Origin of the sequence: Psychrobacter sp. 1Y6, assembly GCF_052258385.2 — a bacterium.
Classification (GTDB): domain Bacteria; phylum Pseudomonadota; class Gammaproteobacteria; order Pseudomonadales; family Moraxellaceae; genus Psychrobacter.
This window is the reverse complement of record NZ_JBQQEW020000001.1, coordinates 544,835-568,957: the sequence shown is the minus strand read 5'-3', so window position 1 is coordinate 568,957 and position 24,123 is coordinate 544,835. Positions and strand designations below refer to the sequence as shown.

Below are 24,123 nucleotides of genomic sequence, written 5' to 3'. Positions count from 1 at the left end.
TAGACTACACTATCTTACGCACCAAACACTTTCATACGCTCTTCGACTGGCTTGAACGCTTTTTCGCCTGCTGGCTGCTCAATCGTTCCAAATACCAACTGTGCATTTAGCGTCCAGTCTTTGTCGATATCCCAAGCGCTAGCTACTTTTTGATCGATTACTGGATTGTAGTGCTGTAAGTTTGCGCCAACACCGATACTGGCTAGTGCCGTCCAGATAACATACTGATGCATGGCGCTGGTTTGGCTTGCCCAGATTGGGAAGTTATCAGCATATAGTGGCGCTGCTTCTTGCATGCCTCTAACGACTGCTTGATCTTCAAAAAACAATACAGTACCAGCACCGTTACGGAAACCATTGACACGCTCTTTGGTCGATTTGAACTTCTCTTCGTCACCAACGATTTCGCGTAATGTATCTTCGGTCATATCCCACAATTTACGATGATCATCGCCGAACAATACAACGATGCGCGTTGATTGCGAGTTAAACGACGATGGCGTGTGCAAAATAGCATGCTCAACTATTTTTACGATTTCGTCGTTAGCTACTGGCAGTTGGTTGCTTAGCGCATAGATAGAACGACGTTTCTCTGCTAGCTGCTGTAATGTTGTTAAATCTGACATAGTGTTTCTCCATGTTGTTGGTAAAATAGTTGTTAATAAAAATAATTTTTAGCGTTAATATTTATTGGTATGAGTACTTTAATTGATAAATTGCTTTGCTTCTCAATGACTACATAAATAGCGGTACTTCCATCACTAGCACACGGCTAGCTACTGTTGCATCCATCGTAAAGCTCTGAGTATCCCAAATGCAAAGGCCGTCACGAGTAGACAGGACTTGGCCATGTATCACGACCTCACCGCTGAGGACAAATACGTAGACACCGTTGTTAGGATCATTTAACTGGTAAGTTTGCGATATGCCTTCGTCAAAATCACCCATGCTAAACCAAGCATCTTGATGAATCCAAACCCCTGCATCATCAGCATTAGGTGATAGCACTTGGCTAAACTCGTTAGGTCGCATGATATCGCCCATATGCACTTGCTGATAACGCGGTGCGACATCCATTTTGTTTGGTTTCACCCAAATTTGCAAAAACCTCACAGCCTCTGCATCGTCACCGTTCATTTCACTATGGGTAATGCCTGTACCCGCTGACATTACTTGAATTTCACCAGTTTCTATGACGCCCTCGTTGCCGATACTGTCGCCATGAGCGAGCTTGCCGGATAGAGGAATACTAATAATTTCCATGTTAAGGTGCGAGTGATTGCCAAACCCCTGACCGCCAATGACGAAATCATCATTAATAACGCGTAAGACACCAAAGCCCATACGCTCAGGATTATGGTAATTAGCAAAGCTAAAGGTATGACTGCTTTTAAGCCAGCCATGATTGGCATCGCCACGTGAGTCTGCTGCATGATAGATTGTTTTCATAATTTGTCCTTAGCTATCAACAGATTAATCCTCTATATACTTATTATCGATTAATCTATTTAAACAATGGGCTTATTATAATTATTAATACTACATAGATAAACAACACTAAATGCAATTAACTATTCTGTTTTATAGAACAATTAGAGCAGTTCTAATGTACTACAGATTTTTTACATATATTAGCACAGCTAACTTTATATAAATTACTTTAAGTTATGCTTATATAGAAAACTGTCTGCTGTTGAGGTTTTCTGTGAAAATTTCATGACGCTCTTTATTTGAAAGTACCCCTTTATGATTATTCTTCGTAAACGTATAAGAGGTAACTCAGCCACTTATTGTTTATCGCTTATTGTCTATTGAGTAAGCACCCGCACCATGAGCAAAAATCATCAAAAACCCACCTGCGATTGAAATGTTTTTCATAAATGAGATCATCTGTGATTCGTCAGTCCAGAACTGATGAAAAATAATAGCTGACACGATGCTAAACCCAGCAAACAAAAAAGCGATTGGGCGAGCTTTATACCCTAGCAAGATAGCGATACCACCTAGTACCTCAAACGCAATTACCAATGGTAATAACATACCAGGCACACCTACTGACTCCATATAGCCTTGAGTAGTCGCATAATCTGTGATTTTACCAATGCCTGCAAAGATGAAAATGATTGATAATAATAGACGACCGAGCGGTGCGCTAAATTGCTGTGATTTGTCCATAATGATACTCCAAAAGTGTGTTTAATCATGTCTCTGAATAGAGAATAGCGCGATTATAGGCGTTGACTAGCATGGGATAAACAGCAATAATCACAAATATAAGTTCTTGGTGTAAGAACAATCATGAGGCATCAATAATGGGTCAATTAGAAGACATGGCGATGTTTGTACGCATTGTTGAGGCAGGTAGTATTACCAAGGCTGCTGAGCAGTTAAATATTGCAAAATCAGCCGTCAGTCGCCGACTTAAAGAGTTGGAAGAGCGTTTAGGCAGTCAATTAATCAGCCGTACTACCCGCCAATCTAAATTGACGCAAGCTGGTGAGCAATATTATCAGCAAGTGAACCATATCTTGCGTGCAGTTGACGCTATCAATGAGCATACTACTGACGCTCCTATGCGTATTGAAGGTACGCTAAAAATGACAGCGCCGTTGTCCTTTGGACTCATGCATCTGAACGATGTGATTGATAAATACGCCAATAAACATCCCAATCTGAGATTCGATCTGGATTTTTCTGACCGACGTATCGATTTGATTGAAGAAGGCTATGAGTTGGCCATTCGAATCGGCGAGCTACAAGATTCTAGCTATCAAGCAAAAAAGTTGGCATTGATTCGTTGTGTGATTTGCGCCAGTCCCGATTATTTGGCAAGAATGGGCATGCCTGAGACGCTAGACGATTTAGACAACCATGCGCTTTTGCAATACAGTCTTGGTCAAACCAATAGTATAAACTTGGTGGATACTGAAGGCAGAAGTCATCATCGTACGATAGATGCCAAAATCAAAGCCACCAATGGTGAGTTCTTAGTGGATTTGGCAGTCAAAGGGCATGGGATTACTTTTGTACCGACTTTTATTGCTTATAAACAACTGGCGCTGGGCGAGCTTGTACCTGTCTTTCAACACTATCAACTGCCAACCCTAACGGCTTATGCTGTTTATCCAAAGAACCGTTTTTTGTCGCAGCGTTGTCGCTACTTGATTGATTTCATTGCAGAGCAATTCGGTGATAATCCGTACTGGGATCAATATTAGCGCATGTTTCTGTTATCCCTAATGATATCAATTGTTACTAGTGTTGAGTCATATTATCCTCTTTAACCCGACTAATCGTCAGCCCCGTGAACCCGAATAGCAGTGTCAGCAGTAATGACAAATAACAGAAGAATGCATAAGGCAGATAATCTAACACCGGTACCCCTAATGCCTGACTGATAAACACCCCGCACACACTCCAAGGCACCAATGGATTAATCACCGTTCCTGCATCCTCAATCGTCCGAGATAAATTCTTAGGATGCAAGTGTAAGCGCTCAAACGTCGACCGAAATGCCGTACCTGACAATAGAATACTCAAATACTGCTCACCAATCAGCACGTTAATGCTTAGTGCCGACATCGCTGCGGCAAATATCGCTCGTCCTGATGTCGTCAATGTATCCTTAATACCAGATAGCAGTGCTGGCAGAATCCCTAGTGCGGTTAGTAACCCACCTAAGCTTAATGCTAGTATCACAATCGCCTGAGTAAAGAACATACTCTGTACACCGCCACGCGACAGCATACCACCTACCTCACCCAGCTCTAATGACTCAGCAGGGGCATAGCCTGCAAACAAGTAACCACCCAATTGACCAAAGCTTGGTGAGCTGTGGATATAAGTAATGATAAGTGCCGCAGCAATAGTACAGATAATCGTATAAATCGCATTGACCCGAAACAGTGCTAGTCCGACTAATACGACAAAGGGTAATACTGAATACCCATGTACCAAACCACTGTCTATCAGCTGACCTTGTAATATAGTCACTTGACTCAGATCAGCACTGGTCGTCTGTCCTGAGAACATCCAAAACAATATCACCGTCAGTATCCACGCAGGTACGGTTGTATACATCATATTGCGAATGTGCTCAAACAGATCGATACCCACTACAGAAGAGGCAATCGTACAAGTATCAGATAATGGCGACATCTTATCACCAAAGAACGCCCCTGATACTACCGCCCCCGCTGCTATCGCCACATTGGCATCAAACGCATTACTCATACCAATAAAGGCCACGCCAAGCGTTGCTGCAGTCGTCAAACTACTGCCTAGAGCAATACCAATAATAGAGGTCAAGATAAAGGCGGAAATATAATAGTACTCAGGTGAGATCAGCTGAAAGCCCATATACATAAGCGTTGGAATCGCTCCTGACATCATCAGAGCCGCAACCATCAGTCCGATAAAGAAGAACAAATAGATGGCACCAATACCACGCATGACACCTGAGGCCATTTGAGCTTGCATGTCATCAAAGCTGAGTCCTTTATACATACCGATAGCCAGTAGTACACAGATGGCCAATATAAGAGACAAGTGCGGCACCCAGCCAAAGCCAATCATGGTGACGCCCATGATGCCGATGACAATGGCGGAGATGATAAAGGCGAGCTTGGCACTGATTAATGTAAGCGGTTTTGGTGGCATTGGATGCCCTTATGTTGCTATAGGTTTAATTCGTTCAGGTATTCGGGGGTGCGCATCTATTCTTCAATATCGATAATCTCTGTCTTGCTGATAGTTAGCTTTAGTTTTTGATTTCTATGTTTTCGCTATTAGCTGACTTAGGACAGATTTTACACATAAAAAAAAGCCTCACTGTGAAGTGAGGCTTTTTGCGCTTTTTCAAGCCATATTTGGAGCGGGAAAAGAGATTCGAACTCTCGACCCCAACCTTGGCAAGGTTATGCTCTACCACTGAGCTATTCCCGCTTAGTATCAATCCGTAGCGTTGTTAACAACTACTCCGTCTCGATAGGCTGGCTATTTTAGCAAATATTCTGTGGGTGTCAACACCTTTTTTAGAATTTATTTCTAATATTTTTAGATAAATGCCTTTCTTATCGGATAAACAAACATAAGCAATTGATTTAAAAACAGGAATTAATTTTGATAATATAAAAAATATCTCACATTAATTGTAGAAATTTAATTCTGGAATTCACTTCCCTTAGCTTTATAACGGTCATAAGACAATCGATAAAAGAAAAACTCACTATTTTCACTCTAATAAAAAGATATCGCACTTACAATCATACGCTTTATTGTTACTTTTCCTATCTTGGTTTTAGGTGGTTAACATTATTATACTTATGTCCAATGGCAGTTAAGGTAAACTTTTACTGTTTAAGCGGATGAATGAGCACTACTAAAAGATTAATAAACACGACTCCCACATCTGCTGCACTATTTTTTAACTTGTTTGACTTTACGTTTTTCCATCTTATAGAGAGGATATTTTATGAAGAAGTTATTAACCACGACAGTGATGGCCGCTTCGTTGTCAGCACTCACCTTAACTGGTTGTACCAGCACTACCAATTCTGGCGCAGTTGGTGTTGATCGTCAGCAGTTGCTATTGGTGTCTAGTGAGCAAGTATTGGCACTATCTGCTCAAAGCTATGCCAAGACAATACAAGACGCAAAATCAAAAGGTGTGCTAGATACCAACACCGCTCAGCTAAACCGCTTAAAAAATATTGCGAATCGCTTGGTTGGTCAAGTTGGCGTCTACCGCGCAGATGCAGCCAAATGGCAATGGGAAGTCCACACTATCAAGTCTAACGATTTAAATGCGTTTGTGGTGCCGGGTGGTAAGATCATGTTTTATTCAGGCATCATCGATCGCTTGAATCTCACTGATGATGAGATTGCTGCCATTATGGGTCATGAAATCTCTCATGCATTACGTGAGCATTCACGTGAGCGTCTATCACGCGAGTATGCAACCCAAACTGGTATCGGTCTGGCTGCTAGTATATTTGGCTTATCACAAGGACAGGCTGAGCTAGCAGGTACTGCGGGTAATTTAGGCTTGAGCCTACCCCATAGCCGCACTCAAGAAAGTGAAGCTGATCAGATCGGTCTTGAGCTGATGGCACGTGCAGGTTATAACCCTCAGGCGGCTGTTACGCTTTGGCAAAAAATGCAAAAAGCAAGCCAGGGTGAGCCACCACAATTCCTCAGCACTCACCCAACGAGTAGCAGCCGTATCGCAGAGTTACAGTCATTGATGCCAAAAGTTACGCCTCTATATCAACAGTCGCGCCGCTAATAAGTAGATAACTAGCGACTTTTAGGTTTTAGCAGTGCATGTTTAGATATCATAGAAGCAAAGTACAGCCAAAGCGTTGTGCTTTGCTTTTTTAATTATAGCCGTACATGACAGGTTTTATAATTGACAAGTATTGCAGTTGATAAGCATTGTAATGGGCAGGGTTTGCAATTGTTCGATTTGGCAATCACACTCTATCCCGCCTACCGTGTCTGTTATAATGTCGACAAATATTATTTGCAGATTGCTCAATCAAATTATACAAAATACACTGAAGGATTGTTATGAGTACCACACCTACTGCCGACGCACTTCATGCCGAATTACAGGCGCTTGCGCCGCAGCATATCGAACTGATCAATGAGTCAATATCGCATGCCGGTTACTTTGAAGGTAAAGAAAGCCACTTTAAACTCACTATCGTTAGCGATGCATTTGAAGGCAAACGACTGGTCGGGCGTCATCAGCTTATATACGGCTTAGTCACGCCTTTGCTCACTTCACAAGGCGGCCAAGTACATGCCCTCGCTATCCATGCCTATACTCCGACAGAATGGCAAGGTCAAAGCCCTGCGAGCCCATTATGTGCTGGTCAAAACAAATAGACGATTATGTTTGAATCGCAACTACATATTTTAAATTAGCCTATATACTGCAGTTTTAGAGGGAGCAATATTCAATGAAACATCTACATATGCTGATGGCAGCGCTGACTGTTGTGCTATTTTTATATCAAAGCTACTTAGTACTCAGCGCAGATAGACGCGCACCACGAGCAGTCAAAATAGCCACGCATATTATCTATGCCCTGCTTATCTTGTCAGGTGCGATGATGCTAATGCAATTGATGGGTGCCAACGCTCCTGTACAGTGGGTGTTTGCCAAAATCATCTTACTTATCGCTGCTATTAGCTCAAGCATTAAAGCGTTTAAGGTTGATGCGACACCTGTGCAAAGAAAAACAGGTATTCTTATCGCTGCCGTTGCCTATATCGGTATTGTGATACTTGCCTTTGCCAAGCCAGCAAACTTATTTTAATAAGCGATTTTCTGTTTTAATAAGCAACCGTTTTAGAAAGCTATCCTTATGTTGATGATACGATTCGAAAATTTTTCATCATCGATGGATTTTCAATATCTTAATCGCGCTATTTTTGCTATCTTAAATAGATATAAATACAATCACTTAGCCACTGGAGCCATTATGAAAACGTTTACGACAGCGACACTACTAGCTGGCATTTTTGCGCTCTCAGGCTGTGCCTCTACTGGTAACATCACCCCGCAATATGTACCGCCAAGTACTTATCAAAATTATAATTGCCAAGCACTTAGCCAAGAGTACATTCGCGTCAACCGCTATGTCGAAGCGGCTCGCAATGAGCAATCTACCCTATCGGCATCAGGCGTCGGTGTTGGCGTCTCTGCGGGACGCTGGGGTATCTCGCCGAATATCAGCTTTGGTCTAGGCAAGAGCAACAATACCAAAGCACGCGACGCAAAATTATCGCGTCTCTATGGTGAGCGTGATGCAATTGTCCAGTCGGCACGTATTCAGCGTTGCAGTTTTGCCAATGGCATTAAAATTTATGGTGAATAAGTTTAAGAAAATGCAAGGCTATCTGCACCACTAAGATAGTGTGTGACACCGTAAAATAGTACATGAAATAGCAAAAAGCCAATATGCAGATCGCATATTGGCTTTTTTATTGCTGCGGTTTTTTATAAGAAAACATAAGTATTTGGATAAATAGCTTGGATGATAAACAGTCTTATCTGGCTCATATTACGACTATAAGCTTTGTACCCACTGAATGATTTGATGACTTGGTAGCGCGCCTGATTGTCGCGCGACTTCTTTACCATTTCTAAAAGCAACCATCGTTGGCAAGCTGCGAATGTTGTAAGGAGCGGCTGCCTGCTCGTATTTATCCGTTTGTACCTTAGCGAAGACCACCTGCGGTAATTGGCTAGCAGCGCTCTTGAACTCTGGCGCCATCATGATGCAAGGCTGACACCAACTCGCCCAAAAATCCACGATAGTCAGTACATCATTTTTTTGGATAACCTTATTGGCTGTTTGCGTATTTAACTCATGTGGACTGGCAGTCAATAATGGCTGGCCACATTTACCGCATTTTGGCGCAGCGCTCAATCGTGCAGCGGGTACACGGTTGGTTGCTTGGCAATGTGGGCATACTAGATGAAAACTTTGCTCACTCATTATTTAATTCCTATTCTAATTATTTTGTTGTTTCAAATACTGTTCATGAACGCTCTTATCTAAAGGCTATTTACGTTGATTATTGTAGTTATAGCGTAGTCTCGTCGCGTTGATTGGTAAATAATTTTAGCATATTTAATTGGGCTTATCCTTTATGCGATTTGCTGTGCCACACCGCTATACACATAGCTCATTGGTCTTGGGCCGGGCAAGTACGCTTCGCTCAACTCGTCAATGACAAAACCACCTTCTCTGATAAGCGCTGGAATATCGCGATCTAAATGACACCCACCTGCTATAGGTTTCCAAAAAGGTGTCAATCGATGCTGCCAGCGTTCAACAGAAGAGTCTGGTGCCAGTCCATGCTCACAAAATAGTAAGCGACCGCTAGGTTTTAGCACGCGCGCCATTTCTCGAAGCGCCACTACTGGGTCATCAATACTGCACAAGGTAAAAGTCATTACAATCGTATCAAATTGATCTGTATCAGCATGAATACCTTGTACATCGACGGCTATCACTTCAACCGGAATGCCAATGTCAGCTGCACGCTCACGAGCCAACGACTGCATTTGAGCCGCTGGATCCACACCGATAATAGAAGAGACTTTATTAATATCATAAAACTGTAAATTCAGACCGCTGCCAATGCCAATCTCCAACACCTTACCGAGCGCTTGCGGAACAATTTTAGAACGCGCTTTCATCACATTACCCGTACTACAGGCAATATCTATCATCTTTGGCAACACATAGCGCTCGTAAGGGTTCATTGCTCTCTCCAGTTATTGCCGCACTTAGCGCTTGCAGTTGGTCATACACAGTATCTAAAAATGGACAGTCTACAGGTTAGCATTCTTATAGATATCAATCATACGATACTTACGTAGAGCTGCATCAGGTAATGATCTTCAGTTATTAAACTGTTTAACTTATCCACCAAGGATATTGATCGGTACTTTTAGATAGCGCGTACCATTGTCCTCTGGTTCGGGAAAATGTCCTGCATCGATATTGATTTGTACAGCGGGAATGATAAGGCGAGGCATATCTAAAGTCGCATCACGGCGTTCACGCATCTGCACAAACTCTGCTTCGTTTATACTGTCTTTGACATGGATATTTTCTAATTTTTGCGCGGTTACTGTCGTCGTTGGACAATGCTGACGACCTTTGCTTGGATAATCATGACACAGATACATGACCGTATCTTCAGGAAGTGCTAGTAGCTTCTGAATAGACTGATAGAGTGTTTTGGCATCGCCGCCAGGGAAATCACAGCGCGCTGTACCGACATCAGGTGCGAACAATGTATCTCCAACGAATACTACTGTTTTCTCATCATCAGCGGCTAGATAAGCCATATCGGCACGTGTGTGACCGGGTACATACATCGCAGTGATAGTAATGTTGCCAATCTCTAAGGTCTCGCCTTCGTCTGTCAAAATATCAAACTGGCTGGCATCAGTGCGGAAACTGGTATCAAAGTTAAAAATTTTCTTAAAGATTTTTTGTACTTCGGTGATATGCTGACCAATGACTAACTGTCCGCCAAGGCTTTCTTTTACATGGATGGCCGCTGATAAATGATCTGCATGCGCATGGGTCTCGATAATATACTTGAGCGTCCAATCTTGCTCACGTACAAACTCAATCACTTCATCGACACTACTGGTATTGGTTCGGCCTGATTTAGCATCGAAGTTCAATACAGGATCGACAATGGCGCATAATTTTTGCTCAGTATCAGCAAGTACGTGGGTATAGGTTTCTGTATCGCTATCTAAAAAAGAATGAACTTGCATGGCGGCCTCTTTAATTATTTATACATAAGTTATTCATACATATTTTGGACATAGGAGTTTTTATCTTTAATTAACCCCTAAGTATGATATTCAGTCGTATATAATGCGTTCCTACGACTTATCTGATGCCCCCAATATAACAACCACTATACAATTTATCAATTTATATAATGTAATTAATGATAACTTGCTATGTGGCGTGATATCATTGATAATCAACTATATATTGTTCAAAACATCATGGCATTTGTTACCATCTAATGTAAGGAATTTGTTCTGACTACTTCTATTTCAGCCGAAGGTACACCTACTCGCAGTACCACTGACGATGTGTCATCTGATACTGCAGATTTAGTACCTGCCGATCTTGCCAAGCAAATGCAGCAAGCATCGCTACAAGCCAGCCAACTATTAAAGTCGCTATCGCACCCTGATCGCCTACTTCTTCTTTGTCAATTGACCCAAGGTGAATACTGTGTCGGTGAGCTCGAAGATTTAGTCGGGGTTGGACAGCCGAGCTTATCGCAGCAATTGGGTATATTGCGTAAAGATGAGCTGGTCGCCACACGCCGCGAAGGTAAGCAAATTTACTATAGTATCGCAAGCGAGGATGCGCTAGCTGTACTTGATCTACTGTATCAACGTTTTTGTGCCAAAGCAGAATAACGCCGCCCTCGCCTAATTATTTGTACTATCTACTGTGGTGATTGATATGTCCTCTATCGTCGCTCGTCTGATTCCAGCTTGGCTGCGTCAATACCAGCTCTCAGCGTTACCGACTGATCTCGTCGCAGGCATAGTCGTGGGCGTGTTGGTCATACCGCAGAGCCTAGGTTACGCGGTGCTTGCAGGACTGCCACCTGTCTATGGCCTATATGCAGCGATCGTACCTGTCCTCGTTTATGCGTGGCTCGGCTCTAGCAACGTGCAAGCCGTAGGACCAGTTGCCATTACCGCCATCATGACCGCCAGTGGTCTACTGCCTTATGCTGAGCAAGGCACTGAACAGTACGCACTGATGGCTAGCCTATTGGCACTGATGGTAGGTGCACTGCTGTGGATAGCAGGCAGATTAAAACTTGGCTGGATCATGCAGTTTATCAGTCGCGGGGTGTCTGCAGGGTTTGTAAGCGGTGCAGCGGTCCTTATATTTGTCAGTCAGCTCAAATATCTGACAGACATTCCGGTCACTGGCAATAGTTTGATTGGGTATTTGACTACTATGCAACGCTATGCCAGCCAGCTGCATCCATTAACCTTAGCTATCGGTATTACCGCATTTGCGCTATTGGTTGCTAATCGCTATGCAAGTGAGTGGATATGGCAGACGTGGCTATCATCGTCATATGCCAAATGGGCAGAGCGCTTATTTCCGCTTATTTTACTTGGCGTCGCTATCGTACTTAGTATGGCACTGCATTGGAGCACGTATGGTGTGGCGACCATCGGTCGTATTCCACAGGGGCTACCGAGCTTTACGTTACCGCATATCTCTGACCTACAAGAGGCGCTGAAGCTTTTGCCAACAGCAGGATTGATGGCACTAATCGTATTTGTGTCGAGCAGTTCAGTTGCCAGTACTTATGCTCGCTTGCGTGGTGAGAGTTTTGATGCCAATCGTGAGCTGACTGGACTTGGGCTGGCCAACCTGTCTGGTGGACTGTTCCAAAGTTTTGCGGTTGCTGGTGGTTTTTCGCGTACGGCTATCAATGCCGATTCAGGTGCGAAGACACCACTTGCCAGTCTCGTCACCGTACTGGTAATGATTGCCGCACTCATAGCCTTTAGCAATGCACTTGCCCCACTACCCTATGCACTACTGGGCGCAACCATCATGGCCTCTATCATTGGCCTGATAGATATTGCGACGTTGAAATCTGCATGGCAGCGCGATCGCTTAGATGGTGCTAGCTTTTTGGCCGCGTTCGTCGGTGTTCTGATATTTGGTCTAAACACAGGGCTGGTCATTGGTCTCATGGTGTCCTTCGCCAGTCTCATCTGGCAGTCGAGTAAGCCGCACGTGGCTGTCGTTGGGCAGTTGGGCGGCACAGGACATTTTCGTAATATCAATCGCCATGACGTCGTAACTTTTAGCAATTTATTGATGTTGCGTATCGATGAGAGTCTGTTCTTTGGTAATAGTGAATCTGTACATCGACGCATCCTCAATGCCATGCAGCAATATCCCGCTGCCAATGAAATCATATTGATTATGGCGGCCGTCAACCATATAGATCTGACCGCTCAAGAAATGCTTTGCACCCTAAACCACGAATTGGCGTTACAAAACAAGCGCTTACACTTTAGCTTTATCAAAGGTCCTGTGATGGACATCATCGGTCACACCCCATTGATTAGCGAGCTATCAGGGCAAGTCTATCTGAGTACCTTAGATGCTGTCGATGCGTTAAAATAATTTATAGTTTGCTCATAACAAAATCGCTGCGACATTAATTTCACTCAATCTCAATTACTATTGTCGCCTACAACACAATATCGCTATGATAGCGCCTGTGTTATGCTAGACGCACTAAATAGGGAGTCAATTAACCTAGAAATCGGTCTAAAAAATTGCTGATTTATAGTCCTTTGATATTCTTAGCCCAACCCTCAATAATAAATATACTTTAACAAATATAACTGAACCTATTTTATGACTGATGATTTAACGATTTATAAGCAAATATACCCAAGCCAATGCGTTAAGATTGCTGAGCTTGGTTATCGCTCAGTGCTTAATATTCGCCCAGATGCCGAAATTGAAACACAGCCTAATAGCTGCGATTTGGCAACGGCTACCGAACAGGCAAACCTAGCGTATCAGCATTTGCCGTTTGATGATGAGCGCCTAAGTATGCTAACGGTCGAGCAGTTTGCCGATTTTTATCACTCAATGCCCAAGCCTATATTAATGTTTTGCGGTACTGGTGCACGCGCCAAGCTACTGTACCAAAGCGCATTGATGCAAGGTCTGTTATAACAACAACCGTCGCTCGAACTAACACGTTTTATAAACCCAACAACACCAATAAAAAAAGGAGCTCTTATGAGCCATGAAGTTAGCTTTACCGGACAAATCACGCCTGACCAAGTGCCTATGATTGCCGAAAATGGTTTCAAAACCATTATCAACAACCGTCCTGATGGTGAAGAGCCAAATCAGCCAACCAGTGCCGAAATCGAAGCAGCCGCCAAAGAAGCTGGACTTGCTTATAAAGAGATTTCTTTTGCAGGTAATGAGCTAAATCAAACTCATGTTGAAACGTTTGCAGATTTCTTTAATCAAGCTGAGCAGCCAATGCTGATTTTTTGCCGCACAGGTAACCGCTCAAACGGTATCTATGAAGCCGCTAAGCAAATGGACTTACTAGATGACTAGTGCAGCATAAATAGACTAGACAGTTAGCGTATTTAGCCCACAGAATCTTGTGGGCTTTTTATTATGCGTATCATTATGTTCAAAGTTTCATTAACTACAAACAGCCCAATCACTACTTAGTCACTGCCTAATCATTTCCCGATAGCTTCCAACAACCTCGACCAACCTCAATAGTCACGATAAGTGGGTTACTATACGAGCGTAATACCGCTATTATCATTTGATAGGCTTGATCTAGCTTAGTGGTTGAGGCACCTAAATAGCTAGACGATTAAATACCAAAACACATGGAATGTGAGCAGCTGCCTGATGACAAGGTTGCCCCGCTGCTATTTACTTTCAAAACGCCATCTTGATGTGGCATTTTAGTTTTACAAGGAATGTTTGATGAATAATACCGCGCTAGCATTACTGCCACTAGCCCTTGCCTACATTATGTTCACTCTAGGAGCAGGGCTAAAACTTAGTGATTTTAAGGTCATTGCCAAATATCCAAAATCGTTCTTTGTCGGCTTAATCAATCAAGTTGTGTTGGTACCGTTGGTTGCGCTAGCAGTCGTGTTAGTAACGGCTCCGCCACCAGCGATTGCTTTTGGGATTATGCTGATTAGTTTTTGCCCCGGCGGCGTCACTAGCAACATGCTAACCTACTATGCCAAAGGAAATGTCGCTCTCTCTATCGCGTTGACCGGTGTAGTCAGCATATTGTCGGTCATTACATTGCCCATTTTAATTACGTTGGCTTTTGATCATTTTATGAAAGATCAGGCAAACTCTATTAGCGCGATAAAGATTGGCCTAGTCATGTTCTTATTGACCACATTGCCCGTATCTCTTGGTATGCTTGCTCGCCACAAATTTACTGACTTTATGGTACGTCGTAGTAGTCTTCTAAACGGCTTGGCTAGCGTGTTTTTTGTACTAATTGTCTTTGCTGCTATTGCCTCCAACTGGCAACTACTACAATCACAGTTCACTCAAATTGGTTTAGAACTTATCTTTATCATTGCTATTTTATTTGCTATTAGTATCTTAATCTCTAGAGTCTTAAAGCTTAGTTGGTTTGATACCAAAACCATCTCGATAGAAACCAGTATCCAAAATAGCACGACGGCTATTACCTTAGCCCCTATCATCATGGGTGTGAGCACACTACCCGTCATCGCGCTGCCTGCTGCTTTGTACGGTGTGCTGATGTATGTCGTTGCGCTGCCCGTTATTTTCCTAATCAAAAACAAGAACTGATGATAGCGAATGTAAGAAATAAAAAGCGTCCTTCTAAATAAGTGCCCGTCTAAATAAGCGCCCTTCCAAACATTGGATGGGCGTTTTTTTTGAAATAGGATTTACATGATAGAGACATGGCTCGGGTTATAGACTGGTCAATACTCAACATTGAGTACATAATAAAATGCTACTGTTATCGCCTAATAGGACTCTATGATGCAAAAACCGCTATTAATTATTGGGAATAGAAACTACTCATCTTGGTCGCTACGAGCATGGCTATTGCTCAAAGCATTCAATGTTGATTTTGATGAGCAGCTTATTGAGTTGTTTCATCCATCAGCACGTCCAACGCTCGAAGCACATTCGCCAACGGGTAAAGTGCCTATTTTAGTCTACGGTGAAAAAGATAATAAAGTAACCGTTTGGGACACATTAGCGATTGCTATGCATATTAATGAGCACTTTACGGATATTGATATTTGGACAAGTATTGATAAATCTAACGCTGAAAAACGCAATAGTAATCAAAGTAGGATAAATAGCGCCTATTGCCAAAGCATCGTGGCTGAGATGCATTCGGGATTGACAGGCATTCGTAACGAGATGCCGATGAATATACGAGCAACGGCTAAGATACAGCCAAGCGACGCTTGCTTAGCGGATATCGCTCGTATCGAAGACATCTTTGCCGATTGTTTAAAAACTCGCTCAGCAGACAGTTTCTTATTCGGAGATTTCACAGCATCTGATGTGTTTTTTGCTCCAGTGGTGCTGCGATTACAGACTTATGCTGATGCGTCTGATATTGCTTTGCAGCCACTGACTAAGCAATATTGCCAAACTATGCTAAATCATCCGTACATACAGGCATGGCAACAATCAGCACTGACAGAGACTCGTATTATTGAAGAAGATGAAGCAGGCGAGATACTGTCTGTCGTTGGCGTATTGGCGAATAAACATTCATTTTAGGCATAAATAGTATCTTGCATAAAAAAACCACTTCAGCTTAGCTAAAGTGGTTTTTTGTTTGATAAGACTTCGAGCATAACGTTTTACTGCTTTTGCTCTAATGCCTCTTTTACTGCTTTTTTACCCCATGCGCTCAGATCGAGATCTAATTTTTCATACTCTTTTGCATCAAATAGCGGCTCTTTAACCCCTGATTTTAATTGACTTGCAAAGTCGTCAAGTAGACGCTTAGCTCGTGGAAACAACATAATCAAGGCCAATAAGTTTGCTAGCGCTAGCACGCCCATCAACGGATCAGCGAAGAAGAATACTGTAGTAGCGGCAGGAGCCACTGCGCCCAAGAATAATATCGCCATCACGACAATTCGTAAAACCAAAGTCGCTTTTTTAATATTCTTTTTGATCAAGAAATTAATGGCGTTTTCGCCCATGTAGTAGTTATACATGATAGAACTTAGTGTAAATAACAATAGCGATATGGTCAGAATATACTGTGCCCAATTCCCAAGCTGAGTCGTTAACGCTTGCTGTGCCAGTACAATACCATCGACTTCAGCACCTGGTTGATATACGCCGCTCAGTAAAATCATAAATGCGGTAGCACTACATACGATTATCGTATCAATAAATACAGACAGTGACTGCGAGATACCTTGACTCACAGGATGAGTGGCATAAGCGGTAGCAGCAATATTAGGCGCAGAACCCAAACCTGCTTCATTAGAGAATAAACCACGCTTCATACCTTGCTCAATCGCCACACCAATACCACCGCCCACGACCGACTCAATACCAAATGCATTTTTGACAATCATTACCATCAACGTAGGCAGCTCTGTGACATTGAGCAATATAACAACAAGTGCCATACCAATATAGATTAATGCCATAACAGGAATGACAACGTCAGCTACTTTTGCAATGCGCTGAATACCGCCAAAGACAATAAATCCACCTGCAATGACCAATACCACACCCGATATCCAGCGATCAATCCCAAAGCTTTCAAGCGCAGAACCTGCCACCGTATTACCTTGGAACGCGATAAACCCGATAGAGAAGGATAGTAGTAAAGCGATAGCATAAATGACGGCAAGCCAGCGATAGTCTTTACCTAACCCATGTAAAATATAGGTCGCAGGGCCACCGCGAAAGTTACCATCAGTGTCTCTACGCTTATAAAGCTGGGCTAAGCTACACTCGACAATGCTGGTCATCATGCCAATTAAAGCCACAACCCACATCCAGAATACCGCTCCCGGTCCTCCTAAAGAGATGGCAACAGCAACGCCAGCAATGTTACCGCCGCCTACACGTCCACCGATAGAAACGAGCAACGCCTGACGAGCAGAAATTCCGTCGTCTCCTACTTCATCCGTTTTGAACACACGGAACATACGTTTAAAATATTTAAACTGAGCGAACCTACCTACGATGGTAAATAATAAACCAAAAATAATTAGCATAGGCACGAGCGCCCAGCCCCACGTTAGATCCCCGACTAGGGCAAAAAAAGCTTCAATGTATTCCATGCCTATTTTCCTTATAGTTCATGACGCTATGATAGGTTTTATTGCATACATTATTGCATCAACAACACGAGTTTGTAATGCAAATGTCGAATTTGTAACGTAAATACTGATATTTTCTGAGTGAAATCGCGTTATTTGTTTACTTAAGAGTCTATTTTATAAATATCAGGATTTTTTTTATATAGACGTATTTATGCGATAGCATAAAAAAACCACCTCAACCGAGGTGGCCTTTTATACTGAAACTAAACTGAACAGCTTACTGCATGACCAAGTATTCAAAGGCTGACAATGCCGCTTTGCTACCTTCACCCATCGCAATGTTAATTTGCTTAAATGGCACGGTGGTTACATCACCACAAGCGAAGATACCTTTACGATCTGTACGGCAGCGCTCATCGATTTCGATCTCACCAAAGCGGTTTAGATCAACGAAGCCTTTGATGAATCCAGTATTTGGTACTAAACCAATCTGTACAAACACCCCTGATAAATCACGCTCATGAGTCTCACCTGTGCTGCGATCTTGGTAGACGATAGAAGATACTTTGCCGTCAGTCGCTTTAATCTCTTGTGTTGCTGCACCGGTAATAAACTCAATGTTGGTCTTCTCTTTCGCTTTGTTGATCAGTACTTGGTCAGCTTTTAACTCATCAGCGAACTCGAGTACAGTAACGTGATTAACGATACCTGCCAGGTCCAATGCTGCCTCAACGCCTGAGTTACCACCGCCGATTACTGAAATGTCTTTACCCTTGAAGAATGGGCCATCACAATGTGCACAGAAAGCCACACCTTTACCGATATTCTCTTCTTCACCCGGTACACCAAGCTTTCTCCACTGAGCACCTGTCGCTAAGATAATACTACGAGTATTAAAAGTTTCACCAGTGTTTAGGTGGATACTGTAGTTCTCTTCTTCAGTCTCGCCGATTTCTTTAACGCTCACATGCTCTTTTAGCGTGATGTTGTATTCAGCCAAGTGCTTAACAAAGTTAGTCGATAAATCTGTACCATTGGTTAGCGGTACTGAAATCAAGTTCTCAATGTCTTGCGTATCTTTTACCTGTCCACCGATACGGTCAGCGACCATTGTAACTTTCAAGCCTTTACGCGCTGTATAAATAGCAGCAGCCACACCTGCAGGGCCAGCACCGATGATAGTAACGTCTTGCTGCTCTAATTGCTCAGCATCATCTTCTACTTCTGACAATAAGTCAGGGAACTGCTCTTGCAATTTTCCAATCAATTTAGCAGTGTCGATTAGGCCGTTAGCAAATGGCTTACCGTTCAAAAATACAGCTGGTACACCTTGGATTTTGTTCGTTTCTACTTGCTCTTGGAACAATGCACCATCAATCATTTCATTACTGATACCATCGTTTAGTAGCGCAAACTGGTTCAATGCCTGAACGACTTCTGGGCAGCTATGGCATGACAATGACACGTAGGTCTGGAACTGTAGTGGCTTATTAAAGCGCTTAACTAACTTTTGGATGCCTTCATCCAACTTTAGCGTATGACCACCCGCTTGCAGAATCGCCAAAATTAATGACGTAAACTCATGACCACCTGGGATACCGCTGAACACGATACCAGTGTCGTCTGATGCGCCATCAATGTGACTGACTACTTTGAAACTAATCGCACTAGGCAAACTATCGTCAGTTGCTTCTGCATCGAAGTTGATTTTGTCTGTCGTTCCAGCAATCTTGGTCAAAAAATCTACCAATTCTGCACGTTTTGCATGCGTACCATTACCCAATACAAAGGTAATTGGACGTGTCATGTTTTCGCTATAGCTCTTAACGGCATCTAATAAATTCTGATCTATCATGTTTGTTCCTCATTATGACTGAATATGTAACGGCAGCTGTCATGCCACGCGTCTAAATATGAAATAGTTGGTGTTAATAATTTTGTATAAAAGATTATATGTAGTGGGCTCTTGCCCTTTGATGTGTCTATTATCAAGCGTTTAGCGAATTTCGGCAAGCTGAGAAACTCAAACTTTATGTTTTATAAAACCAATCGTTTATTGATTTAAATAATTAAATATAAATACATAAGCAAATGATAGTGATGGTACATGGTCTATTTTTTCGCTACAATCGAATGGTATTGATAGCAATATGCATTATCAATATCGTGAAGTAACTATCTTTATTACCATTAAAATTTCACCCCTTCCAAACAAAGTCTCACCATCATAAGCGTCTTAACCATAACGTGCTTACGCTTATTCTAAGCCTGCACTAAATAACAAGGATGACAACATGACAATGACAGACACATGGCAAGATCACAGTGATATTATCGATGAGTTAAAGCAAAAGGACACGCATTTTGCGAGTATCTTTGACGAGCATACGACTCTAGATAGGCAAATTAATAAGCTTGAAAACGATGTGGTCAAGCATGCCAGTCGCGACGAAGAAATCGAACAGATGAAACGACGAAAGCTACAGCTTAAAGACGAGATTTATAAAACCATTGATAAAAATAAAGCACAGTCTCGCGCTTAATATTGCGTCTATACTTAGAGATATGCTGAAAAATAATACTAACAATATCTATGCTTAAGACGTAAAAAGACCCCATCAACTTATGTTAATGGGGTCTTTGTTTGTAGCACTACCTTAAATCAGATGTTTAAGATACGGCGCTACTTTTATCTAAGTATAAAATAACTACTTAGATTTTACCAACTAGATCAAGACTTGGCTTCAATGTGTCGCCGCCTTGTTCCCAAGCTGCTGGGCAAACTTCACCGTCGTTTTCACGAACATACTGTGCTGCTTTCACTTTACGTAGCATATCTTTTGCACTACGGCCGATACCGCCAGCATGGATTTCAGCTACTTGGATCAAGCCATCAGGATCTACTAAGAACGTACCGCGCTCAGCCAAACCTGCTTCTTCAATCATGACGTTAAAGCCACGAGTGATTTTACCAGTAGGATCGCCGATCATTGGGTATTGTACTTTACCGATAGCTTCTGAAGAATCATGCCATGCTTTATGCGTGAAATGCGTGTCAGTAGATACTGAGTATACTTCAACACCAAGGCCTTTTAGCTCGTCGTAATGAGCGGCCATGTCTTCTAGCTCAGTTGGGCAAACAAATGTGAAATCAGCTGGGTAAAATAGGAAAATCGCCCAGTTGCCTTTTACGTCTTCTGAAGTGATGGTTTTGAACTCACCGTTTACGTATGCATCTGCTGAAAATTCTGGGATTTCTTGATTGATAATAGACGCCATGGTTGGCTCCTCTATAGTTAAGTAAATTGGAAATTATTTATATGGTTTTTTCAATTAGCCCTCTAGCTCTCTGGGCTACCTGACAAACTATACGCGAATTCTATAGTTAATCCAGTTAAAAGTTTTTAATGTGATGTTTTGTTTTATTAAACTTGTTAAACTATTATCTCTACATTTTATCATTGGTGCTTAATTGGTAATTTGCTACCTTATAAAGGTTGACCAAACATAATAAATTGCATTAAAAACCCACTAATAGAGAGGTTTTATGATTACTTTACGACAACTTGAGTTTGCCCTAGCCGTGGCTAAACATCGTCATTTTAAACGTGCGGCTGAAGATTGCAATATCTCGCAGTCTGCACTGAGTTTGGGTATCGCAGAGTTAGAAAAACAACTAGATACTCAGATTTTTGAACGTAATAATAAGCAGGTATTGATTACCCCTATCGGTCAAGACATCCTCACGCGTGCGCAGCGAGTGTTTTCTGAGGTAAGCGATTTGACCACACGTGCCCATAGTCATCAGACGCCGCTCGCCTATCCTATGACTGTCGGTATCATTCCGACGATTGCGCCTTATTTGCTGCCAAAAGTACTGCCTGCGCTGCGTGCACAATATCCAGAGTTCCGTATGACCATCGTCGAACAACAGACAGAGCGTCTGCTTGAGCAAGTACGCTACGGTCATATCGATACGGCTATCATTGCACTACCGTATGCGGTAGATGGGCTACACAGTTTTGAGTTCTGGAGTGAAGACTTCTTCGCTGTATTTCCAAAAGATGACATACATGCCAAGCTTGATACCATCAATGCTGATGAACTGGCGACTGCCAACCTCATGTTACTTGGCGAAGGACACTGCCTAACCGATCAGACCCTGTCTGTCTGTCATTTCGACCGTGCACAAATGAAATCAAGCTTCTCAGATGCCAGTTTAAATACTTTGATTCAAATGGCACTTGCCAATATGGGCACAACGCTAGTGCCTGAAATGGCACTCGATCAGCTACACCTGCAAAACCAAAATGCCGTCGCCATACCATTGGCTGAAGACGGGCCGCATCGCCATATTGCCTTTGTCACCCGTTTGAACTATGCGCGTGTCGATGATGTTAGCTTGCTTGGAGATGTATTCAACAAAGCATTTAAAGATGCGGTAGCTAATAAAGAATAATCAAACCATTTTTACCACGGTCATAGTGAAAAAATGACATATGAAAACTGTCTCAAATAAGCATGATGAGCTTGGCAAGTGCTGTGCAAAGTACTTGTCAGCTATGACCAGCGATATCTCGCCAAAGCAAATAGATAGGCTTTGGCAAGATATCGTAACGCGCTATGGCGAACCACAACGTGCTTATCATACACTCAATCATATTAAGCAGCTATTGGTAGAGTTTGAAAGCACTAAACACCATCTGTCTGAGCCGCATATCATTGCATTGGCACTGTACTATCATGATGTGATATACGACCCAACACGCTCCGATAACGAGCTAAAAAGTGCAGAATTTGCGATGGATGCTTTGAGGCCTTATCTCAATCAAAAGCAATGCCGACAGATCCACGCTCTCATTATGATGACGGCTAATCATCAGATAGATACTTTGGTAGACAGTGACAAATACAACGATGCTGCGTATCTGTTAGATATGGATTTGAGTATCTTAGGTGCGCCTTGGCCTACCTACAAACAGTATGCAAAGGCAATACGTCAAGAATATAAGCATGTCGCAGATGATACCTACCGTGATGGGCGCACTGCAGTGTTACAAGGATTACTAGCGCATCCCAAACTCTATCTGACTGACCATTACTATAATCAGTTAGAAACGCAAGCTCGAGATAATATCAAGCGCGAGCTTACTTCGCTCGCAGCTTTATAAATAGCTCACTACCCTGCCGTGCTGGATGTGAATTATAGCTGGGCTCCATAATATCGATATCAAAGTGACTTTGAAAACGCTGTTGGTACTCTTCCTTGCTGCCGCCGAATGGTGGCTCTTGGCGTCCAAAATCCGTGTCAAACAACAACCCAACCAGTTTACCTTGTGGCTTTAACAGCATTGCCATCTGTTGCACGTATTCATCACGTCGCGATGGATTGATCGCACAAAAAAACGTCTGCTCAAGTATCCAATCAAATTGACACTGCTCAGCTGACAAACTAAAAAAGTCCGCACAGATCAGATATTCAGATGGAAAATCAGGATAGCGCTCTGCAAACGCTTCAATCGGTGCAGGGGCAAAGTCAACCAGCGTGACATTGGTAAAACCTTGCTCATATAAATAACCCACTTCATAGGCGTTACCTGCACCTGGCACTAATATCGCTTGACCTTTCGCACTCTCAGGTAACTGGTCAATATAAGCTTTTAGCGGTGGCGATACCTGCCCCATATCCCAACCGATGCTGTTCTTCTCATAACGCTGCTGCCAAAACTCCGCTTGGTTGACGTTTTTCATATGACATCCCTGTATATAAACCTGCTGATTAAACGAAACGATTTGTACCGTTATTCCTTATCATATCAGGCTTGTTCAGGCATGTCCCTATTTTAAAGGCGTGTCCTTATTTTAAAAATGATGACGGAAATAGGGTAAGGTGACTTTGCATAATGAAAGTTACATAGATGATATCGAGGTGCTTACTAGGGCTATTTATATGGGTAGATAGTTAGATGATAGGTTTAGTCCAGCTGTCCTGTCTTGCCCGCTAGGATATTATGCCATTGCTGGTAATCTGGCATCGCTGTGGCAACGGTTTGCCAAAACGCTCGGCTATGGTTGGCATGATGCAAGTGGCACAGCTCATGAACAATTACGTATTCGGTGCATTCGATAGGATAGGCAGGAAGATAAACCGACAGCCAAATTCGTTTTGCGCGCGTGTTGCAGCTGCCCCAACGCGTGTGCATTTTTTTCAAACGTATTTCATTGGCATAAGCGCCAACGATTGGCTGCCACTTATCAAATAGTGCAGGTGCGACTTCGGAGAGTTGTTGCCGATAGTAGGTGATTTTTTCATCAGGACTGAGCGTAAATGATTGCTCTGCACCCCATAATAGAACTGAGTTATTAGCAGTTGGAAAGTCTGACGACCTGCTCTGTCTACGTTTGTATTGCTCTAATACTTGCGGGTGATTTGCAATAGCCCACGGCACCCGCTTAGCCACAGCATGCAACATTTGTGGTGCTCTGACATGCATCGGTGCAGAGACCATCAACATATAAGGCTTTAAGCGAAAATTGATATTTTTAACACGCTTTTGACTGATATGTAGCTCGATGCCTGCCTGTGCAAGCTGCTGTCTGACAGTATCTAAATTGGTGTCTAAGCTAATGCTCTACCTCCTTGGCTGACTATTACTACTGTTCTAGTAATAGTCATTATTAATCACCATGCCTGTTCGTCTGTCGCTCTTGTT

At 42.7% G+C, this 24,123-nt stretch carries 26 protein-coding genes and 1 tRNA gene; 14 read left to right on the top strand and 13 right to left on the bottom strand.

Annotated features, from left to right (window positions below; all coding sequences use genetic code 11):
- Positions 1-14 precede the first annotated feature (14 nt).
- From ACTXGF_RS16030 to ACTXGF_RS16020, 3 genes are all read right to left on the bottom strand, one after another.
- Complete coding sequence (locus ACTXGF_RS16030; protein WP_443534647.1) at positions 15-626, bottom strand: nitroreductase family protein; 612 nt, start codon at positions 624-626, stop codon at positions 15-17.
- Positions 627-735: 109 nt separating this feature from the next.
- Positions 736-1,449 carry a pirin family protein gene (locus tag ACTXGF_RS16025; protein ID WP_443534649.1) on the bottom strand — a complete coding sequence of 238 codons (714 nt, stop codon included), beginning with the start codon at positions 1,447-1,449 and terminating at the stop codon, positions 736-738.
- Between the two features lie 345 nt (positions 1,450-1,794).
- Positions 1,795-2,175: a DoxX family protein gene (locus ACTXGF_RS16020; protein ID WP_443534651.1), complete on the bottom strand. Its 381-nt coding sequence runs from the start codon at positions 2,173-2,175 to the stop codon at positions 1,795-1,797.
- Positions 2,176-2,312: 137 nt separating this feature from the next.
- Here ACTXGF_RS16020 and ACTXGF_RS16015 point away from each other — a divergent pair, with 137 nt between their 5' ends.
- Positions 2,313-3,218, top strand: a complete 906-nt coding sequence (locus ACTXGF_RS16015; protein WP_443534653.1) for a LysR family transcriptional regulator — start codon at positions 2,313-2,315, stop codon at positions 3,216-3,218.
- Between the two features lie 37 nt (positions 3,219-3,255).
- Here the strand turns inward: ACTXGF_RS16015 and ACTXGF_RS16010 are convergent, their stop codons facing one another.
- A complete protein-coding gene (locus tag ACTXGF_RS16010; RefSeq protein WP_522885860.1) occupies positions 3,256-4,659 on the bottom strand; it encodes a Na+/H+ antiporter NhaC family protein in 1,404 nt (467 codons plus the stop codon).
- A 210-nt stretch (positions 4,660-4,869) separates the two neighbouring features.
- Positions 4,870-4,944: transfer RNA gene (locus ACTXGF_RS16005), tRNA-Gly, on the bottom strand.
- 529 nt (positions 4,945-5,473) lie between these two features.
- On the opposite strand from ACTXGF_RS16005, the gene ACTXGF_RS16000 reads away from it, so the two are divergent.
- The 4 genes from ACTXGF_RS16000 to ACTXGF_RS15985 all read left to right on the top strand — a co-directional run bounded on the left by ACTXGF_RS16000 (position 5,474) and on the right by ACTXGF_RS15985 (position 7,886).
- A complete protein-coding gene (locus tag ACTXGF_RS16000; protein WP_057761502.1) occupies positions 5,474-6,286 on the top strand; it encodes a M48 family metallopeptidase in 813 nt (270 codons plus the stop codon).
- A gap of 284 nt (positions 6,287-6,570) precedes the next feature.
- A complete protein-coding gene (locus ACTXGF_RS15995) occupies positions 6,571-6,891 on the top strand; it encodes a BolA family protein (RefSeq protein ID WP_443535089.1) in 321 nt (106 codons plus the stop codon).
- 74 nt (positions 6,892-6,965) lie between these two features.
- Positions 6,966-7,325, top strand: coding sequence for a SirB2 family protein (locus ACTXGF_RS15990; protein ID WP_443535091.1), 360 nt, complete (start codon positions 6,966-6,968; stop codon positions 7,323-7,325).
- A gap of 165 nt (positions 7,326-7,490) precedes the next feature.
- Positions 7,491-7,886 carry a hypothetical protein gene (locus ACTXGF_RS15985; RefSeq protein ID WP_371547533.1) on the top strand — a complete coding sequence of 132 codons (396 nt, stop codon included), beginning with the start codon at positions 7,491-7,493 and terminating at the stop codon, positions 7,884-7,886.
- Between the two features lie 192 nt (positions 7,887-8,078).
- On the opposite strand, the gene trxC is transcribed toward ACTXGF_RS15985, so the two are convergent.
- The 3 genes from trxC to ACTXGF_RS15970 form a co-directional block, all read right to left on the bottom strand.
- Positions 8,079-8,510 (bottom strand): thioredoxin TrxC, encoded by a 432-nt coding sequence (gene trxC / locus ACTXGF_RS15980; RefSeq protein WP_443535093.1) that lies wholly within the window; start codon positions 8,508-8,510, stop codon positions 8,079-8,081.
- 152 nt (positions 8,511-8,662) lie between these two features.
- Complete coding sequence (locus tag ACTXGF_RS15975) at positions 8,663-9,283, bottom strand: class I SAM-dependent methyltransferase (RefSeq protein ID WP_443535095.1); 621 nt, start codon at positions 9,281-9,283, stop codon at positions 8,663-8,665.
- Positions 9,284-9,442: 159 nt separating this feature from the next.
- On the bottom strand, positions 9,443-10,315 hold the full coding sequence (locus ACTXGF_RS15970) for an MBL fold metallo-hydrolase (protein ID WP_443535096.1): 873 nt from the start codon (positions 10,313-10,315) through the stop codon (positions 9,443-9,445).
- Positions 10,316-10,645: 330 nt separating this feature from the next.
- Between ACTXGF_RS15970 and ACTXGF_RS15965 the strand changes: the two genes are divergently transcribed.
- From ACTXGF_RS15965 to ACTXGF_RS15940, 6 genes are all read left to right on the top strand, one after another.
- Positions 10,646-10,981: an ArsR/SmtB family transcription factor gene (locus ACTXGF_RS15965; RefSeq protein ID WP_238052827.1), complete on the top strand. Its 336-nt coding sequence runs from the start codon at positions 10,646-10,648 to the stop codon at positions 10,979-10,981.
- Between the two features lie 46 nt (positions 10,982-11,027).
- Entirely contained in the window at positions 11,028-12,731 is a 1,704-nt protein-coding gene (locus tag ACTXGF_RS15960; protein WP_443535099.1) for a SulP family inorganic anion transporter, read from the top strand.
- Positions 12,732-12,968: 237 nt separating this feature from the next.
- Positions 12,969-13,295: a protein tyrosine phosphatase family protein gene (locus ACTXGF_RS15955; protein WP_057761519.1), complete on the top strand. Its 327-nt coding sequence runs from the start codon at positions 12,969-12,971 to the stop codon at positions 13,293-13,295.
- Between the two features lie 66 nt (positions 13,296-13,361).
- Positions 13,362-13,694 carry a protein tyrosine phosphatase family protein gene (locus ACTXGF_RS15950; RefSeq protein WP_057761521.1) on the top strand — a complete coding sequence of 111 codons (333 nt, stop codon included), beginning with the start codon at positions 13,362-13,364 and terminating at the stop codon, positions 13,692-13,694.
- A 387-nt stretch (positions 13,695-14,081) separates the two neighbouring features.
- Positions 14,082-14,939, top strand: coding sequence for a bile acid:sodium symporter family protein (locus ACTXGF_RS15945; RefSeq protein WP_443535102.1), 858 nt, complete (start codon positions 14,082-14,084; stop codon positions 14,937-14,939).
- 195 nt (positions 14,940-15,134) lie between these two features.
- On the top strand, positions 15,135-15,896 hold the full coding sequence (locus ACTXGF_RS15940; RefSeq protein ID WP_443535104.1) for a glutathione S-transferase family protein: 762 nt from the start codon (positions 15,135-15,137) through the stop codon (positions 15,894-15,896).
- Positions 15,897-15,979: 83 nt separating this feature from the next.
- Here ACTXGF_RS15940 and ACTXGF_RS15935 read toward each other — a convergent pair whose 3' ends face one another.
- Together ACTXGF_RS15935 and ahpF are read right to left on the bottom strand one after the other, a co-directional pair.
- Complete coding sequence (locus ACTXGF_RS15935; protein WP_443535106.1) at positions 15,980-17,428, bottom strand: alanine/glycine:cation symporter family protein; 1,449 nt, start codon at positions 17,426-17,428, stop codon at positions 15,980-15,982.
- A gap of 259 nt (positions 17,429-17,687) precedes the next feature.
- Complete coding sequence (gene ahpF, locus ACTXGF_RS15930; RefSeq protein ID WP_443535108.1) at positions 17,688-19,265, bottom strand: alkyl hydroperoxide reductase subunit F; 1,578 nt, start codon at positions 19,263-19,265, stop codon at positions 17,688-17,690.
- 439 nt (positions 19,266-19,704) lie between these two features.
- Between ahpF and ACTXGF_RS15925 the strand changes: the two genes are divergently transcribed.
- The gene (locus ACTXGF_RS15925) at positions 19,705-19,953 is read left to right on the top strand and encodes an HP1242/YdcH family protein (RefSeq protein WP_057761532.1); all 249 of its coding nucleotides are present in this window, start codon (positions 19,705-19,707) and stop codon (positions 19,951-19,953) included.
- Between the two features lie 169 nt (positions 19,954-20,122).
- Here ACTXGF_RS15925 and ahpC read toward each other — a convergent pair whose 3' ends face one another.
- Positions 20,123-20,689, bottom strand: coding sequence for an alkyl hydroperoxide reductase subunit C (gene ahpC / locus ACTXGF_RS15920; RefSeq protein ID WP_057761534.1), 567 nt, complete (start codon positions 20,687-20,689; stop codon positions 20,123-20,125).
- A 268-nt stretch (positions 20,690-20,957) separates the two neighbouring features.
- On the opposite strand from ahpC, the gene ACTXGF_RS15915 reads away from it, so the two are divergent.
- Positions 20,958-21,869 carry a hydrogen peroxide-inducible genes activator gene (locus ACTXGF_RS15915; protein WP_057761536.1) on the top strand — a complete coding sequence of 304 codons (912 nt, stop codon included), beginning with the start codon at positions 20,958-20,960 and terminating at the stop codon, positions 21,867-21,869.
- Positions 21,870-21,909: 40 nt separating this feature from the next.
- On the top strand, positions 21,910-22,581 hold the full coding sequence (locus tag ACTXGF_RS15910; RefSeq protein WP_443535111.1) for an HD domain-containing protein: 672 nt from the start codon (positions 21,910-21,912) through the stop codon (positions 22,579-22,581).
- Here the strand turns inward: ACTXGF_RS15910 and ACTXGF_RS15905 are convergent.
- Together ACTXGF_RS15905 and ACTXGF_RS15900 are read right to left on the bottom strand one after the other, a co-directional pair.
- A complete protein-coding gene (locus tag ACTXGF_RS15905; RefSeq protein WP_443535113.1) occupies positions 22,559-23,161 on the bottom strand; it encodes a methyltransferase domain-containing protein in 603 nt (200 codons plus the stop codon). The genes ACTXGF_RS15910 and ACTXGF_RS15905 overlap by 23 nt on opposite strands.
- Before the next feature lie 224 nt (positions 23,162-23,385).
- A complete protein-coding gene (locus tag ACTXGF_RS15900) occupies positions 23,386-23,925 on the bottom strand; it encodes a M48 family metallopeptidase (RefSeq protein WP_443535115.1) in 540 nt (179 codons plus the stop codon).
- Positions 23,926-24,123 lie beyond the last annotated feature (198 nt).

Excerpts from the sequence above, each read along its gene's own strand:
- ACTXGF_RS16030 (WP_443534647.1), bottom strand. The coding sequence starts at position 626 with ATGTCAGATTTAACAACATTACAGCAGCTAGCAGAGAAACGTCGTTCT.
- ACTXGF_RS16025 (WP_443534649.1), bottom strand. The coding sequence starts at position 1,449 with ATGAAAACAATCTATCATGCAGCAGACTCACGTGGCGATGCCAATCAT.
- ACTXGF_RS16020 (WP_443534651.1), bottom strand. The coding sequence starts at position 2,175 with ATGGACAAATCACAGCAATTTAGCGCACCGCTCGGTCGTCTATTATTA.
- ACTXGF_RS16015 (WP_443534653.1), top strand. The coding sequence starts at position 2,313 with ATGGGTCAATTAGAAGACATGGCGATGTTTGTACGCATTGTTGAGGCA.
- ACTXGF_RS16010 (WP_522885860.1), bottom strand. The coding sequence starts at position 4,659 with ATGCCACCAAAACCGCTTACATTAATCAGTGCCAAGCTCGCCTTTATC.
- ACTXGF_RS16000 (WP_057761502.1), top strand. The coding sequence starts at position 5,474 with ATGAAGAAGTTATTAACCACGACAGTGATGGCCGCTTCGTTGTCAGCA.
- ACTXGF_RS15995 (WP_443535089.1), top strand. The coding sequence starts at position 6,571 with ATGAGTACCACACCTACTGCCGACGCACTTCATGCCGAATTACAGGCG.
- ACTXGF_RS15990 (WP_443535091.1), top strand. The coding sequence starts at position 6,966 with ATGAAACATCTACATATGCTGATGGCAGCGCTGACTGTTGTGCTATTT.
- ACTXGF_RS15985 (WP_371547533.1), top strand. The coding sequence starts at position 7,491 with ATGAAAACGTTTACGACAGCGACACTACTAGCTGGCATTTTTGCGCTC.
- trxC (WP_443535093.1), bottom strand. The coding sequence starts at position 8,510 with ATGAGTGAGCAAAGTTTTCATCTAGTATGCCCACATTGCCAAGCAACC.
- ACTXGF_RS15975 (WP_443535095.1), bottom strand. The coding sequence starts at position 9,283 with ATGAACCCTTACGAGCGCTATGTGTTGCCAAAGATGATAGATATTGCC.
- ACTXGF_RS15970 (WP_443535096.1), bottom strand. The coding sequence starts at position 10,315 with ATGCAAGTTCATTCTTTTTTAGATAGCGATACAGAAACCTATACCCAC.
- ACTXGF_RS15960 (WP_443535099.1), top strand. The coding sequence starts at position 11,028 with ATGTCCTCTATCGTCGCTCGTCTGATTCCAGCTTGGCTGCGTCAATAC.
- ACTXGF_RS15955 (WP_057761519.1), top strand. The coding sequence starts at position 12,969 with ATGACTGATGATTTAACGATTTATAAGCAAATATACCCAAGCCAATGC.
- ACTXGF_RS15950 (WP_057761521.1), top strand. The coding sequence starts at position 13,362 with ATGAGCCATGAAGTTAGCTTTACCGGACAAATCACGCCTGACCAAGTG.
- ACTXGF_RS15945 (WP_443535102.1), top strand. The coding sequence starts at position 14,082 with ATGAATAATACCGCGCTAGCATTACTGCCACTAGCCCTTGCCTACATT.
- ACTXGF_RS15940 (WP_443535104.1), top strand. The coding sequence starts at position 15,135 with ATGATGCAAAAACCGCTATTAATTATTGGGAATAGAAACTACTCATCT.
- ACTXGF_RS15935 (WP_443535106.1), bottom strand. The coding sequence starts at position 17,428 with ATGGAATACATTGAAGCTTTTTTTGCCCTAGTCGGGGATCTAACGTGG.
- ahpF (WP_443535108.1), bottom strand. The coding sequence starts at position 19,265 with ATGATAGATCAGAATTTATTAGATGCCGTTAAGAGCTATAGCGAAAAC.
- ACTXGF_RS15925 (WP_057761532.1), top strand. The coding sequence starts at position 19,705 with ATGACAATGACAGACACATGGCAAGATCACAGTGATATTATCGATGAG.
- ahpC (WP_057761534.1), bottom strand. The coding sequence starts at position 20,689 with ATGGCGTCTATTATCAATCAAGAAATCCCAGAATTTTCAGCAGATGCA.
- ACTXGF_RS15915 (WP_057761536.1), top strand. The coding sequence starts at position 20,958 with ATGATTACTTTACGACAACTTGAGTTTGCCCTAGCCGTGGCTAAACAT.
- ACTXGF_RS15910 (WP_443535111.1), top strand. The coding sequence starts at position 21,910 with ATGAAAACTGTCTCAAATAAGCATGATGAGCTTGGCAAGTGCTGTGCA.
- ACTXGF_RS15905 (WP_443535113.1), bottom strand. The coding sequence starts at position 23,161 with ATGAAAAACGTCAACCAAGCGGAGTTTTGGCAGCAGCGTTATGAGAAG.
- ACTXGF_RS15900 (WP_443535115.1), bottom strand. The coding sequence starts at position 23,925 with ATGTTGATGGTCTCTGCACCGATGCATGTCAGAGCACCACAAATGTTG.